Genomic DNA, 14809 nt, shown 5'->3' on the forward strand with positions numbered 1-14809 from the left:
ACTCGACCGAACAAAAATAGCATTGGGTGGCCTGCCTCCATCATATAGCAAGCCCTTAGCTGCTTAGGGCAGGTGTATTCTGGCCCAGCAATTCTCATTTTGGAATCAGGCCCGAAAACCGCGCGCCCTTGGCACGCGGTTTTCGGGCATCAAAGCTGAGAGTTCGCGCCCTACGGGCGCGAACTCTCAGCTTTGATGCCCCATACTGAGAATTGTTGATTCCGGCCCGGGTGGCTAACAGGATCAACACCTGTCCGAACCACCCTTCGCAGGCGATAGGACTAACGCAAGCTTGCTAAATGCACCGCATGGATATTAGATATGCCGGGTAAAACTCGGCATATCTAATATCCATGCGATAGCCTGGTATGTAGCAGTAGGTATGTTTCAATCGCTGAAAGGGTTGTTTCTTCGTGTGCTTCGCGCATAAAAAACAACTTATAAAACAGACCCTAGTAGAATGGGATCCGTTGCAGCGAGTTTTTGGAATTGTGAGTCAGACCTATCAGGCGAAAATTTATGTCACCCTGCGTCCCTCCGTGTTAGACCCGGCGGGAACGGCGGTGCAGTCCGGGTTGCAGCACATGGGCTACGACAATGTCGAGCAAGTGCGCATTGGTAAGTACGTTGAGGTGAAGCTGACGGCAGCGGATGAAGCAGCTGCCAAAACCCAACTTGATCAAATTTGCGATCAGTTGTTGGCCAATCCCGTGATCGAAAATTACCGCTTTGAACTAAGTGCAGGGTAAGCAATGAAATTTGGCGTTGTGGTATTTCCGGGGTCGAATTGCGATCGCGACGTAGCTATGGTCACCCGCGATGTGTTGGGGCAACCCACTCGCATGATCTGGCACGAAGAGCGCGACCTAGGAGATCTGGATGTGATTATCCTGCCCGGAGGCTTTAGTTACGGCGATTATTTGCGGTGTGGGGCGATCGCCCGCTTCTCCCCCGCCCTCCAGGCTACGGTAGAGCATGCCCAGCGAGGCGGCCTGGTGCTGGGGATTTGTAATGGTTTCCAGGTATTGACTGAGGCGGGGTTGCTGCCGGGTGCCCTGGTGCGTAATCGGGATTTGCACTTTATTTGCGATCGCCCCTCCCTCCGTATTGAGCGTACTGATCTGCCCTGGACGCAGTCCTATCAACCTAAACAGGTGGTTACGATCCCCATTGCTCATGGGGAAGGCTGCTACTATGCCGACACTGATACTCTGGCGGAACTGGAAGATAATGGTCAGGTTGTTTTCCGTTACAGCACGCCCACGGGTGACACAACCCCGGATGTGAACCCCAACGGCTCCGTTAACAACATTGCGGGCATTTGCAACCGTCAGGGCAATGTGTTGGGCCTTATGCCTCACCCCGAACGTGCTTCCGATGCGATGCTGGGCAACACCGATGGGTTGGCCCTGTTTGAAGGATTGTTGAACGCCGCAAAGGTTTTGGTTTCATAGCTTGAGCCGATTTCAATCAAAAAGAGCAGGAGTTACACTCCTGCTCTTTTTGATTGAAATGGCAGCGTGATTTATCGCGACAAACGCCCAAGAACAATTGACCGTTTTGCTGCTTCCTTTTCCTGGAGCTGCGGAGCCGGGAGGGCTGGGGATGGAGATGATGGACTGGCAGCGGGAACGGGAGTTGGCGCAGAAGCCTCAGGAGCCGTAGACGCAGCAGAGGTTGTAGCCTGGGCTGTGAGAAGAGCTTGCTCAGCAGGGGCAAGGGTCTGGGCGATCACGGCCTGGTGTTGTAGCTCTTCTGCTGAGGACACTAGATTGCCTAAGCCTTGAATGAGTTCGCGAAGGCTGTCCCGCACTTCAGGGTCGCCGGTTAGCTCGTCGAGGTCGGCGGTAATTTTCTGCACATTCTGGAAGGTGGCGCGGGCTGAGTCCAGGGTTTCCTGGAGGAGCAGCATATTCTCACCCGTAGCCAGGGCACCCGTCAGATTACGCAGGCTGGCAGAGGCTTCAGCGGCATTGGCCGAGGCCTGGGCAGCATTAGCCGAAAGTATCTGGAGGTTTTGTACGACTCCGGTATCATCTTCCACCAGGGGGGTCAGGCGATTGACGATGTACCCAATATCGACGGTCGTGCGATTGAGGTTATCCAGGCTGCCCACAATGGCCGTTCGATTGGAGACAAGCAGACGGTTCAACTCTGCAGCCGAAGTACCGGCCTGGTCAGCCGCTAAACCAATGCGGTTCGTGGTATCGCCTACCGTCCGTAGCAGAGGGCCGACTTCCTGCTGAACGGAGGAGGCAATAACTGTGACCTGATCCGCTAGTTGAGCCACCTCTGCCGCCGCATTGGAGCTATTGCGGGTTAAATCTTTGAGGTTGGTAAAGAGTTCTTCATCCGCAAACAGATCGGCCAGTTTAATGGTGGCGGCAATCAATTCATTGAAGGTGGCGCCTACCTGGCCCTCAATGCGATCGCCATTACAGATAATGCTGCTTCCCGGACAGTCGCGAGCCAGGGGATTGGTGGCAACCTCCACAGGGGCGGTGGGTGGAGGCAGGATATCGATGGTGGCCTCACCAATTAATCCCGTCTGATTCGTCAAAATAATCGAGTCGTCAGGAATTTGTAGAGTGGCTGGACGAATTTCTACCTCCACAACGGCCGCCTGGGAGTCGGCCCCTACGGCACGAACTCGGCCGACGACGACACCGCGATAACGCACGGCAGATCCAACCTGCATGCCGCCAGCGTCCCGAAATTCGACGCTAAAGACATAGCTACGAGCGCCCAAACGTAAGCCCCGTAGCCAGACGACCAGCAACCCAAAGACTGCCAGTCCTACCAGTACCAATAATCCAACTGACCCTTCCCGAAGTGTGCGCGATCGCATCCCTTATCCTCTTAGCATTGCAGGCACCGTCCGCCCCCATTAAACCAGCTTGTTCTACCGATCGCCTCACCCGATTCCGCAAATATCTCAGGATAGATGCGCGACTGACGAATTTATGGTGCAGGATGATGGCCCTACACTCAGCTTATTTTAGGGGGGCAAATCAAAACCAAATGTTTTTCTATAACTGCCCATTAATGGGCTACTTGAATCGGCCCTTCCACTAGACCACTGAAAAACTGCCGCACCATGGGGTGATCTGTCGTATCAATGTCGTCAACAGTTCCCTCCCAATGCACCCTTCCTCTGTATAAGAAGATGATGCGATCGGCCGTGCGACGAATCGTGCTGTCCTGATGGGTCACCATGACATAGGTGCTGCAACCCCCGGCGTTGCATTGTAGATTACGAATCAGGTCTTCGATCACAGTGGAGGCAATGGGATCGAGACCTGCCGTGGGTTCGTCATAGAGCAAAACTTCCGGGTGACTGGCCGGGTCATTGGGATCTTCCATAATGGCGCGGGCAAAACTGACCCGCTTCCGCATCCCACCGGAGAGCTGGGCGGGGAAGCGATCGCCAATCCCTGGCAACCCCACCATCTCCAGCTTTTGGTCTACCATCTTCCGAATCTCTTCAGCGGATAGACGGGAGTGTTGAAACAGAGAAAACCCTACATTTTCATACACATTTAGTGAATCAAAGAGAGCGGCCTGTTGAAACACCATACCGATGCCAACAGGGTCTTTTGCATCTTCAACCAGACCCTCACGTTTTTGGCCCTGAACGTAGATCTCCCCGTCGTCTGGGGCGAGCAACCCTGCAATAATGCGCAAAATGGTCGATTTTCCAGTACCAGAAGGGCCAATGATGGCCAGCGCTTCTCCCCGGCCAATGGTGAGATCGACGCCATCTAACACTACGCTCTCGCCAAAAGATTTGCGAATTCCTTTGAGCCGGATCAGGGGCTCAGTGTCGGTCGTTGCCTTTCCCCTGGGTTCTGTATGAGCGGTTGTGTCTGGATTGAGCCCCATGTGTCCTCTTCATCAGCCCTTTAAGCGTTGTCTATAAACAGCCATTCTGGCTTCAAAGTAACGGTCAAGTGTTAACTTTGGAGACAGTTTTAGGACAGGTTCTCCCGCTGTCCTCCTAAGTGGCCTGGTATCCTTTGCAACAGGTGCATAGATTTGAGAAACCCTGCATCAGGGCTAGCTACCACTCTAATGTGTCTTTCAGGATTCGGGTTATCCAGTTCCTATTGTCCCCTTGCTCTTTACCCTTTCGCCCTGCGGCTTCACCATGTCGAACGGATTTCTCAAACAGGCTTTTCGGACACGCCGACCGAAACCCATGCGAAGTTCCCCTAACCGCCGCTTTAACTGGTTTAAGTGGTTATCGCCAGGGCTGTCCTTAAAGCGCTGGCTGTTCATTAGTGCGGCAGGTGCACTGATGTTTGGTTTGGGAATGGCCATATGGGCGAGACAGGCTCCTATTTTTCGTTTGGGCCAGTTCATCAGCGATACCCTGAGCCTGGTCACCCAGCTAATTCCTAACTATGTCAGTGGGCCGCTGGTGGCGATTATTGGCCTATTGCTCGTGCTATGGGGCTATACCCGGAGCCTCAGCACTCTGACAGATGTGCTGATGCCCGAAGGGGACGAGGAACTGATCGATCGCCTGATGAACCATCGACGGTTGAACCGGGGGCCACGGATTGTGACCCTTGGGGGAGGCACCGGGCTCTCCACCTTGCTGCGGGGATTAAAGCCTTTTAGTGCAAACATTACAGCCATTGTCACTGTGGCTGATGATGGCGGCTCCTCCGGTCGTTTACGTCGAGAAATTGGAGTGCTGCCCCCAGGCGATATTCGCAATTGCCTGGCGGCCCTGGCCGATGAAGAAAAGCTGCTGACGGAGTTATTTCAATATCGCTTTAAGGCCGGCAACGGGCTGAGTGGCCACAGCTTTGGCAACCTGTTCTTGACCGTCATGACAGAGTTGACCGGGGATTTAGAGCAGGCGATCGCTGCCATCTCGAAAGTTTTGGCTGTCCGTGGTCAGGTGCTGCCTTCCACCCTGAGCGACATGCGCCTTTGGGCGGAACTGACCGATGGTCGCCGCATTGAGGGGGAATCGAACATCACCGAGGCTATGGGCCAGATTGCCCGCATTGGTTGTACTCCCGCGGCTCCCCCTGCATTGCCTCGGGTGATTGCTGCGATTGAGAGGGCCGACCTGATCATCATTGGCCCTGGCAGTTTGTATACGAGTATCATTCCGAATTTGCTGGTGCCGGAAATTGTAGCGGCGATTGCCCGCGCTGAAGTGCCCTGCGTCTATGTCTGCAATATCATGACCCAACCCGGAGAAACCCAGGGGTATACGGTCTCTGACCATATTCGTGCCCTGGATACCGTAGCGGGGTGCAAGCTGTTTGACGTGGTGTTAGTGCAACGACACATGCCCTCGGCTACCTCGTTGATTAAATATGCTCAGGAAGCTTCTCACCCGGTGTATTTTGATCGGGAAGAGGTAATGCGTTTGGGCCGGCGGGCAATTCTTGCCAATGTGATGCACGACGACGATGCCAAGGGGGCGGTGCGACATGATAGTGAACGGCTGGCGCGGGTGTTGCTGCGTTGGTATAGCCGTATTCAGGGACTCTAAGGCCAATTTATTTTTCGTGCCCCAGGGACACAAGAAATAAGCAGGACTTACGCATTTGTGTTGTGGGTAGGGTACGAAGCACCTTACCCACAACACAAATGCGTAAGTCCTGATAAATCCTTAAAGCCAAGAGTTCACGCCCTACGGGCGTGAACTCTTGGCTTTGATGCCCGAAAACCGCGCGCCAAAGGGGCGCGGTTTTCGGGCCTGATTTCAAAATGAGAATTGCTGAAAAAATCCTGAGCGCTGCCTATTTGACCAGAGTGTTGTTACCATGGTTGGTTGGCTTTGCTATTTCACCGTGCCGTTGGAAGGGTTATGTCTCAAGAACTGTTGCGATCGCTCGTCTGGATGGATTTTCGCTTGGCGGTGCTGTTTACCGTAATTCTGCCGCTGGTGCTATTGATATGGGCAACAGTCAAGCACATGGATGCGATGCAGCGTTTGCTAATCATTTACTGGCGAGTTTCCAGCTTGCTGGCGATTACATTGTACTTATTGATTGGCAACATTCCCATTGCGTTTCTGACGAGCTTCCTGGCACGGCTTCTGATTCCTATCAGCCTCTGGTTTTGGAATGACATCAACGAGGAAATTGCAGATCAGCCGCCTTCGCCTCTCAACCTGACGTTTACCTCCTGGCGTTGGGCCACGACGATTTATTGTGGTTTGGGAACTCTGGCGCTCATTCCGTTTTTACAGTGTGGGTTTTCCACCACGGCTTACCAGTCACCATTCTGCCAGGTATGGCGGGAGGCTCCACTGGTTTTCAAAGATACGTTTCACAATGGCTATACGCCTGGTTTCCTGGCGTTCTTTGCTATCCTGGGGTTGATCATTTACACGCTATATCTGGCCTATTTTGTGGTCGTGCGGTTGGGCCGCCAGGGGCGATCGGCTATGGCTGACCAATAATCAAGCCAATCATCCTAGGACTCACGCATTTGTGTTCTGCCTCGCGCAATACAAATGCGTAAGTCCTAAATCAAAAAGGACGGGTGCAAAGCACCCGTCCTTTTTGATTTGTTTAGGAGTGGCGACCAACCAGGCGATCGCGCAATTGCTTAATGCGATCGCGCAATTTAGCCGCTTCCTCAAACTCCAGATTTTTCGCCGCCTGCTTCATCTCACCTTCCAGACGGCTGATGAGATTGGGAATGTCCTCCAGGGATAGCTCATCAGATTGTTCGAGGATTTCCTCCAACTGATGGGCGTTGACCCGGCGGGAAACCTCCAGGAATTGCAGAATGGCGTTGCTCTTGGGCTTTTTGATGATGGGTTGGGGCGTGATGCCGTGTTCCTCGTTGTAAGCTTGCTGGATCGCGCGGCGGCGCTCCGTTTCGAAGATGGCCCGCTCCATGCTCTTAGTCAGAGTGTCGGCATAGAGAACAGCCTGGCCATTGATATGTCGTGCAGCCCGCCCGATGGTCTGGATGAGCGATCGCTCCGCCCGTAAGTACCCTTCCTTGTCGGCATCCAGGATGGCCACCAGGGAAACCTCCGGCAAGTCTAATCCTTCCCGTAGCAGGTTGACCCCAATCAGCGCATCAAACTCACCATTTCGCAGGTCTTGCAGAATCTCGATTCGCTCAATGGAGTTAATTTCAGAGTGCAAGTAGCGAACTCGAATGGCCCGTTCCTGCAAATACTCTGTCAGGTCTTCGGCCATGCGTTTGGTCAGGGTAGTGACCAGAGTCCGTTCCTGGCGCTGCACGCGCTCCTGAATTTCACCCAGCAGATCATCGATCTGCCCCTCTGTAGGCCGCACAAAAATCTCGGGGTCGAGTACTCCAGTAGGCCGGATGACTTGTTCCACCACATTGCCCGTACCGGTTTTGTAGACCCGATGGCCTGCTTCGGTTTCTTCAAACTCCCCGCCACAGGTTTCCAGTTCCCATTCTCCAGGCGTTGCGGAGACGAAGACACACTGGCTGACCTTCTCCCAGAATTCCTCGGATTTCAGGGGACGGTTGTCAGCCGCACTGGGCAGGCGGAAACCGTGGTCAATCAGCGTCATTTTGCGGGCGCGATCGCCGTTATACATCCCCCGCAATTGCGGGATAGTGACGTGGGACTCGTCAATTACCAACAACCAATCCTTCGGAAAGTAATCGATCAAACACTCGGGCGGCGTCCCAGCAACCCGTCCAGCCAGATGGCGTGCATAGTTTTCAACGCCATTGCAGTAGCCGATCTCCCGGATCATTTCCAGGTCGTAGCGGGTGCGCTGCTCCAGGCGCTGGGCTTCCAGCAGTTTATTCTCGCTTTCGAGTTCTGCGAGGCGTTCTTTCAACTCCGCTTCGATGGCGATGAGCGCGGATTCCAATCGCTCCTCGGGGGTGACAAAGTGCTTGGCCGGATAGATGTTCACCGCATCCATACTTTGCAGCGTTGCCCCTGTGATAGGGTCGATGTAGCGGATGGCGTCGATCTCATCGCCAAAGAACTCCACTCGAATAATGCGGTCCTCGTAAGCCGGACCAATTTCCAGGACATCCCCCTTGACCCGGAAGCGCCCACGCCCTGACTCCAAGTCGTTGCGCTCGTATTGAATGGAAGCCAGATCCCTCAGCACCTGCCGCTGGTTCATCTCTTCGCCCACCCGTAGGGGAATCGACGCCTTCAGGTATTCTGACGGAATCCCCAAACCGTAGATGCAACTGATGGAGGCCACCACAATCACATCTTTTCGTTCAAAGAGCGATCGCGTAGCCGAGTGCCGCAACATATCGATCTCTTCATTAATCGATGCGGTCTTTGCAATATAGGTATCGGTTACCGGAATATAAGCTTCCGGCTGGTAATAGTCGTAATAACTGATGAAATACTCAACGGCATTATCGGGGAAGAACTCGCGTAGCTCGTTACACAATTGTGCGGCCAAGGTTTTGTTGTGGGCCAGCACCAGGGTCGGCTTCCCGATCTGCTCAATCACCCTGGCCATGGTGTGTGTCTTACCTGTGCCCGTTGCCCCCAGTAGGGTTTGGTAGCAGTTGCCGCTTTTCAGGCTTTGAACAAGTTGCGCGATCGCCTTCGGTTGGTCTCCAGTCGGGGCAAAAGGTGCCTGAATATTGAAGTCCATAAATTGTGAAGCGTTAGAGATAGGGGAAACGCAGACTGTCTATCTATAATGACGGATCTTACGAGAATTGGGGAATGGCGGTTTTCCAGTCTTTAGAGCGGTTTTAGGCCGCTGTATGTCCGACAGAATTCTTGAATTGAACGGTTACTCAAAGGGGTGCTTTTTGTCCGGGAAGGATCAAAAAAACAGCCTCTAGCGGGCTGACGTCAGCAATTCTCAGTATGGGCATCAAAGCCAAGAGTTCACGCCCTACGGGCGTGAACTCTTGGCTTTGATGCCCATACTGAGAATTGCTGGGCTGACGTAAGTCCTGAAGGAATTATTTTAGACAAGTGGTATTCTAATCACGGTTACCCTGGAGCAGGGCTCCAATCCCCAACACGCCACTCTTTGCATCAGGAAGAATCCTATGACTAAGTCTCCTAGCCTGTTTGCACTTAGCGAAACCTTTCGGCGTGATTTCCTCATGGGCCTGGGTGTCTGGCTCGGACTGGAGTTTTTCACATTTGCCCTTTTCCCGGGAGCGGGTATCATTCAGCCCGGCACTCGGTATCAGGGATGGTTTCTTCTGAGCATTATTTTTGGGGTGATGGGGGCATTTCTACTGGCACTGTCGCCGATGTGGATAGCGCGCGATCGCCAACGCCCCAATAAAACAATACGTAACCTACTCGTTTTGGGATGGCGGCTCGTAGCCTGGTTTGGTTTGGCTGGTCTGGCTTTTCCACTCCTCGTACTGAGCTACGAACTATTCGCCCGCCTGTTCGATCAGCTGATTCAAGGGTAAGTCTACTCAGAGTTTTACAGAGATCGTCAATAATCGATCCATTCAGTTCTTGCGCTTGCGGTAGATAAGTACGCAAGAGGTTTAAATGACAGATTCAACATTCAATTTTTTTCAACACTGGTACCCCATTTCACCGATTGAAGACTTCGACCCTGACTGTCCAACATCGGTCGTTTTGCTGGGGCGCAGGCTGGTTGTATGGAAACCCCACTTCTCAAAAAACTACTGTGTTTTTCTCGACCAGTGCCCGCATCGTTTAGCGCCCCTGAGTGAAGGACGCGTGGATGAGAAGACGGGGCAGCTCATGTGTAGCTATCATGGCTGGCTCTTCGATGCTGAAGGCGTTTGCACCCATATTCCTCAGGCAGACGACCCTGATTTGATTGCGAAGAACCGCGAACATTATTGTGCAACGACTCTGCCTACGCAGGAGGCTAATGGTTTGCTATGGGTTTGGCCCGATGCCGAATCGGCGGCGATCGCCCCCTCCCACCCTTTGCCCCTTTCGCCCCAGGTGGATGCCGATCGCGGCTTTGTCTGGTCATCCATGGTGCGTGACCTGGAATATGACTGGCAAACGTTAGTTGAAAACGTTTCTGATCCCTCCCATGTCCCATTCGCCCATCATGGCGTACAGGGCAACCGGGATAAGGCCAGTCCAGTCCCTATCAAGATTGTCAAATCCGCCCAGGATTGCATAGAAGCAAAAACCGAGGGTCGTTTTGAAACTCACATCACCTTCACACCGCCCTGCCATCTGGAATATGCCATTAACCTGGGTGGCGATCGCCAGGTTGGATTAGTTACTTACTGCATCCCCGTTTCTCCGGGCAAGTCCAGAATTGTAGCCCAGTTTCCCCGTAACTTCGCCAAGCGCCTACACGATTGGGTGCCCCGCTGGTGGAACCATGTCTCTGTGCGCAACTTGGTGCTGGATGGGGATATGGTTTTGCTGCACTATCAAGAACGAGATTTGCAACAACGATCTCACACGGAAAGCTGGAAAACGGCTTACAAGCTGCCCACCAGTGCCGATCGAATGGTGATTGAATTTCGTCGGTGGCTCGATCAATATGGTCAGGGGCAATTGCCCTGGGAAGGAGCAGATGTGGCGATTTCGTTAGAAACTCGCGATCGCCAACATCTCCTTGATCGCTACCATCAACACACGATGATTTGCGGAAGTTGTCGTCAGGCCTTGAAAAACGTGCATCGTTTACAGGCAGGATTACTGGCTTATTTCTTTATTGTCTTGTCAGTAGCGGCTGTGATGCCTGATGAATTGCGCCTGAGAATTAGTGTGCCTTTAGTTTTAACGGCTCTCTTTGGATTGGGCGTTTATGCAGCTCTAAAGTACTGGCTGGAACCCAAATTCCACTATGTAGACTATGTCCACGCTAAACGCTGAAGCCTTGTTTTGAACCCATAGTCGATTCCAGAACACTTGCCGCAACAGCGATCGCACACCCCGGTGCCGTCACCGCCCTCAAAATACGCCGTCCTAAAGAAATGAGCTGGAATTGGTGAGCGATCGCCAACTCCTCTTCACCTGCTGTAAACCCACCCTCTGGCCCAGTGGCCAGCACAATCGAAGTGGGCTTGGGACTGTCGGCAAGTTGTTGAGTCAATGCGTTCAATAACAAGGGAGAATTTCCCCGGGCCGCACAGAGATAGCGAGCGTCTTGCTCAGGATTGCCCAGGGACAGGGCTTCGGCCCAAGCAAGAGGTTTGTCAATAGCCGGGATGATTTGCCGCTCGGATTGTTCGGCGGCTTCGCAGGCAATGCGTCGCCAGCGGTCTAGCTTCTGGGGGCTAGGTTGGAGAAGAGTGCGATCGCTCACCACCGGCACAATGGTATGCACACCCAACTCAGTGCATTGCCGAACAATATCATCCATCCCGCTGCCTTTGGGCATCGCCACGAGCAGGGTTATGGGAATCGGTAACTCATTCGCAACGGGTAAGGATTCTAGAAGGGTTGCGCGATCGCTCACTGTCTCCAGTTGAGCTACCCACCAGTGGCCAAGGCCATCCATGGCAACAAAGCGATCGCCTACCTGTAATCGCAGAACCCGTTGCAGGTAGTGGATCTGCTTGTCGTTCAGGTGAAGTTCAGTCGAGTGGATTTGAGAGGGAGCGATCGCCACCCGTTGCAAGCGGCTCCAATCCTGAGGATTAGCCCCTGCGTTGTTACCTTTAGCCACTCAACAGCGCTTCCACAAACTCATAGCTGGAGAAGGGGCGCAAGTCCTCAATGCCTTCCCCGGCTCCGATGAAGCGAATAGGTAAGCCCAGTTGCTTCACAACTGCCAGGGCTACGCCACCCTTGGCTGTGCCATCTAGCTTGGTCAGAATGACGCCGCTTAGATTGGCTGCTTCTGAAAAGACTTCTGCCTGCCGCAAACCGTTCTGGCCAAGGGTCGCATCCAGTACCAACAGGGATTCCACATGGGCACCGGGGGCTTTCTTGTCGATGATGCGGCGTACCTTGGATAGTTCATCCATCAGGTTTTTCTTGTTTTGCAGCCGGCCTGCGGTGTCAATTAGCAACAGCTCGACATCGCGAGATTGGGCGGCACTGATGGCATCAAACACCACCGCTGCCGGGTCGGTGTTCTTGCCGGGGTTAGCAATGACTTCCACGTTGCTGCGCTGGCCCCAAATCTTCACCTGTTCTACAGCCGCAGCTCGGAAGGTGTCGGCTGCCCCAATCAGGGTTTTGTAGCCGGACTTCTGCGCAATGTGGGCAATTTTGCCAATGGTAGTGGTTTTGCCCGCACCATTTACCCCGGTCATCAGCCAGATGTTGAGAGTTTCTTTCTCGGGAGCGAAGGTGGGGTTGGCCGGTTTGCCACCGGGATTGTCGAGCATATCCCGCAGGATTTGTTTGAGGTAGGCGATCGCATCCTCCGGAGGCAGCGCATCCTCACGCAAACGCGCCTGCAATGCTTCAATGATGTAGTCGGTGGCTTCAACGCCCACATCGGCCTGCAATAGCAGCGCCTCGATCTCCATCACCGCATCTTGATTCAGCGGCCCCTGACCCACAATAGCCCGTAGCTGGTTGAGCAAGTTACGACGGGTCTTGTCCAACCCCTGACGCAGGCGCTTCAGCCAGGTAATTTCTTCCAGGTCTACTTCATCGGCGCGGCGTCCCTGGGCTGCTAGCACCCGTGCCGACCACAAGAAGTTCTCGTCGAGTTCGGCTTCGGCAACGTCGGTAGTGGCTTGAGCCGCGACGGGTTCAGCAATGGGTTCCTCAATGGCTTCAGCTTTCAGACGCTCCAGGCGTTCCTGACGCTCGGCCTCAGCTCTAGCCCACAGGGGAAGGACAGGTTCTACAGGAACAGGAGCCGGTTCTGGAGCTATTGCCTCTACGGGAGTTGCTTCAACCGCAGCTACAGGCTCGACCACCGGAGTAACTTCAGCAGTACTGGGTGCCTCTACTGGCTCGGTTTCAGAAGCGACATCAGTAGCCACCTCTGCCGCGACTGGCTCAGCAGCCGGAGCTTCTGCTTCTGTGGACGTCGTAGCTTCGGGGGCTACTTCCTCCTGTTGCCGTTTCTGGATATTCTTGTAAGCCGCTTTGGCCCACTTCAAATAGTCTTCCGGCGATACTTCCGCTGGGGCATCGGTCTGGGGAGCCTCGGATGGCTGAGAGGCTGCCTCCTCAGGGGCGGGAGTGGAGTCGGTAAATTGCCGATTAAACCAATTAAACGACGACATAGCACCTCAATACAGCCACGGACATAGCGTTAGGGTTGATTTTGCACTTATTGGACATGATGCAAAATCAACCTTCATGGTAGCAGGGTAGTAGCAAGCTTAAGTGACGGATGGCCGACTGCTGCTGCTGTCGCTGACTCGCCGTAGGACCCCGTTAATAAAACGATGGCCTTCTTCGCCGCTATAGCGTTTCGCCAGTTCAATAGCTTCATTAATCGCCACACGGTCGGGAACGCCCATGAATTTCTGCTCTGCTACAGAGATACGGAGAATGTCCTGGTCAATGCGAGGCAGGCGGTGCATCTGCCAGTTCACCATATCGTTGGCGAGGATGGTGTCGATCGTCTCCCGCTCTTGCCGAACTGTCGTGAGGAGATCGAGCGCATAGTCTCGGACTTCCTGCTGGTTAGCCAGTTGAATGAACTCGGGCAGATCAACGGCGATACCCAGACGATTGACAGAATTTTTGGCTTGTTCGACGGCCTCTTTAACCATTTCACGCGCACTTTGTAAGTCAGCGGCGTTAATTTCACTGCTGAGGAGGCGATCGCTTGCCCGTTCCAATTCGCCTCCAGCAGTTTCGAGGGCATCCTGCACTTCACTTGTCAGGGTACGGATAGCGGCTAGAAGAATATGGGGCAACTCCTGAGCCTGTAACTTATCGGGATTGGTGGGCAACTGGCTCAAGCTCAAAAGAGCCAATTCACGGGCAATACGACGAGCTTGCATAGTCTAAATTTAGAAACAACAATAGGGTGATAGTTCGGTAACCAGTAGACACTTAAAGCTTAGAAGCTCTATGCTCCTAAGCTTTCTACAAAATACCGACGAATGGGTATCCTGGCTTCACTGGTTGAGAAGACAGCAATCTTTATTGAACCAGAATCCCTAGCCTTCCTCAGGCAGACGGGCATAATTTTGCCGTAAATCAACCACCGATGGCTCCAATACTGATTCTAGCCGACGGCCTTCTGGTAAACCGGGGGGTAATGCCGCCGAGAGGTTGGGCCCTACAATGCCACCCGACACAATGACTTTGAAGGCATCTTCCACCGACATTGAGAGATTCAACACTTCGTCCTCGGGCACAATGGCGTACCAACCTGTCGTTGGGTTGGGTGTTGTTGGGATAAAGAGATTCAGCATCGAGCCGGAGGAGTGAGGCAGAATCCCAGGTGCGGTGCTCCCAGTGACAAAGCCCAAAGCCCATAAGCCTTTGCGAGGGTACTCAACCAATACCACTCGACGGAACCGACCACTGGAATCCCGCAGTAGGGTTTCTAGTAGTTGCTTCAGAGTTTTATATACGGCTCCCGCCAGGGGGATGGCTTGCAGTACCTTTTCACCGACATCCAGGAACCACTGCCCTACGATGTTGCGAGCCATTAAGCCAATCAGCAGAATAAAGCCGAGGGGAACCGTCAGCCCAACCACCAAGTTCAAAAAATCCCCCATAAATGGAGGCATTTCGTTGAATGGGTTAATTTGTTTGGGGATCCGGGTCAAAAAGTTAAAAACCCAGGTGGCAATAGTGATGGTTAGCCAAATGGTAGTGGCGAGAGGAATCACGACCAGAAGCCCAGCAATCAGGTCGTTCTTCAAATCTTGCTTTAGGCGTTGCAGTACGGACAAGCTAACAGATCTCCCTCTAGATGATGGGTGTTTGCCTTATGGATAGAGTATAGGGACGAGCGAAAAC

13 protein-coding genes are annotated in these 14809 nt (G+C 53.5%); 6 read left to right on the forward strand and 7 right to left on the reverse strand.

What is annotated here, in order from left to right:
• The first annotated feature begins 491 nt into the window (after positions 1–491).
• Positions 492–749, forward strand: a complete 258-nt coding sequence (purS, locus tag H6F91_RS14680; protein ID WP_190770188.1) for a phosphoribosylformylglycinamidine synthase subunit PurS — start codon at positions 492–494, stop codon at positions 747–749.
• Between the two features lie 3 nt (positions 750–752).
• Positions 753–1454 carry a phosphoribosylformylglycinamidine synthase subunit PurQ gene (gene purQ / locus H6F91_RS14685; protein WP_190770187.1) on the forward strand — a complete coding sequence of 234 codons (702 nt, stop codon included), beginning with the start codon at positions 753–755 and terminating at the stop codon, positions 1452–1454.
• A gap of 71 nt (positions 1455–1525) precedes the next feature.
• Here the strand turns inward: purQ and H6F91_RS14690 are convergent, their stop codons facing one another.
• Positions 1526–2848 (reverse strand): MlaD family protein, encoded by a 1323-nt coding sequence (locus H6F91_RS14690; RefSeq protein WP_190770186.1) that lies wholly within the window; start codon positions 2846–2848, stop codon positions 1526–1528.
• Positions 2849–3042: 194 nt separating this feature from the next.
• Positions 3043–3882: an ABC transporter ATP-binding protein gene (locus H6F91_RS14695; protein ID WP_190770185.1), complete on the reverse strand. Its 840-nt coding sequence runs from the start codon at positions 3880–3882 to the stop codon at positions 3043–3045.
• A gap of 265 nt (positions 3883–4147) precedes the next feature.
• Between H6F91_RS14695 and H6F91_RS14700 the strand changes: the two genes are divergently transcribed.
• Positions 4148–5515: a gluconeogenesis factor YvcK family protein gene (locus H6F91_RS14700; RefSeq protein ID WP_199307835.1), complete on the forward strand. Its 1368-nt coding sequence runs from the start codon at positions 4148–4150 to the stop codon at positions 5513–5515.
• Positions 5516–5833: 318 nt separating this feature from the next.
• Complete coding sequence (locus H6F91_RS14705; protein ID WP_190770184.1) at positions 5834–6430, forward strand: DUF3177 family protein; 597 nt, start codon at positions 5834–5836, stop codon at positions 6428–6430.
• 112 nt (positions 6431–6542) lie between these two features.
• On the opposite strand, the gene uvrB is transcribed toward H6F91_RS14705, so the two are convergent.
• A complete protein-coding gene (gene uvrB / locus H6F91_RS14710) occupies positions 6543–8597 on the reverse strand; it encodes an excinuclease ABC subunit UvrB (protein WP_190770183.1) in 2055 nt (684 codons plus the stop codon).
• Between the two features lie 409 nt (positions 8598–9006).
• Between uvrB and H6F91_RS14715 the strand changes: the two genes are divergently transcribed.
• Complete coding sequence (locus tag H6F91_RS14715) at positions 9007–9384, forward strand: hypothetical protein (protein ID WP_190770182.1); 378 nt, start codon at positions 9007–9009, stop codon at positions 9382–9384.
• An 85-nt stretch (positions 9385–9469) separates the two neighbouring features.
• On the forward strand, positions 9470–10792 hold the full coding sequence (locus H6F91_RS14720; RefSeq protein WP_190770181.1) for a Rieske 2Fe-2S domain-containing protein: 1323 nt from the start codon (positions 9470–9472) through the stop codon (positions 10790–10792).
• Here the strand turns inward: H6F91_RS14720 and H6F91_RS14725 are convergent.
• The 4 genes from H6F91_RS14725 to H6F91_RS14740 all read right to left on the reverse strand — a co-directional run bounded on the left by H6F91_RS14725 (position 10782) and on the right by H6F91_RS14740 (position 14742).
• Positions 10782–11588, reverse strand: a complete 807-nt coding sequence (locus tag H6F91_RS14725) for a 16S rRNA (uracil(1498)-N(3))-methyltransferase (protein WP_347280040.1) — start codon at positions 11586–11588, stop codon at positions 10782–10784. The genes H6F91_RS14720 and H6F91_RS14725 overlap by 11 nt on opposite strands.
• Positions 11581–13110, reverse strand: a complete 1530-nt coding sequence (gene ftsY / locus H6F91_RS14730) for a signal recognition particle-docking protein FtsY (RefSeq protein WP_190770180.1) — start codon at positions 13108–13110, stop codon at positions 11581–11583. The genes H6F91_RS14725 and ftsY overlap by 8 nt, the downstream gene beginning before the upstream one ends.
• A gap of 99 nt (positions 13111–13209) precedes the next feature.
• Positions 13210–13839: a transcription antitermination factor NusB gene (nusB, locus tag H6F91_RS14735; RefSeq protein WP_190770179.1), complete on the reverse strand. Its 630-nt coding sequence runs from the start codon at positions 13837–13839 to the stop codon at positions 13210–13212.
• A gap of 159 nt (positions 13840–13998) precedes the next feature.
• Entirely contained in the window at positions 13999–14742 is a 744-nt protein-coding gene (locus H6F91_RS14740) for a DUF502 domain-containing protein (protein ID WP_190770178.1), read from the reverse strand.
• Positions 14743–14809 lie beyond the last annotated feature (67 nt).

Origin of the sequence: Leptolyngbya sp. FACHB-8, from assembly GCF_014695575.1 — a bacterium.
Lineage (GTDB): Bacteria > Cyanobacteriota > Cyanobacteriia > Elainellales > Elainellaceae > Vacuolonema.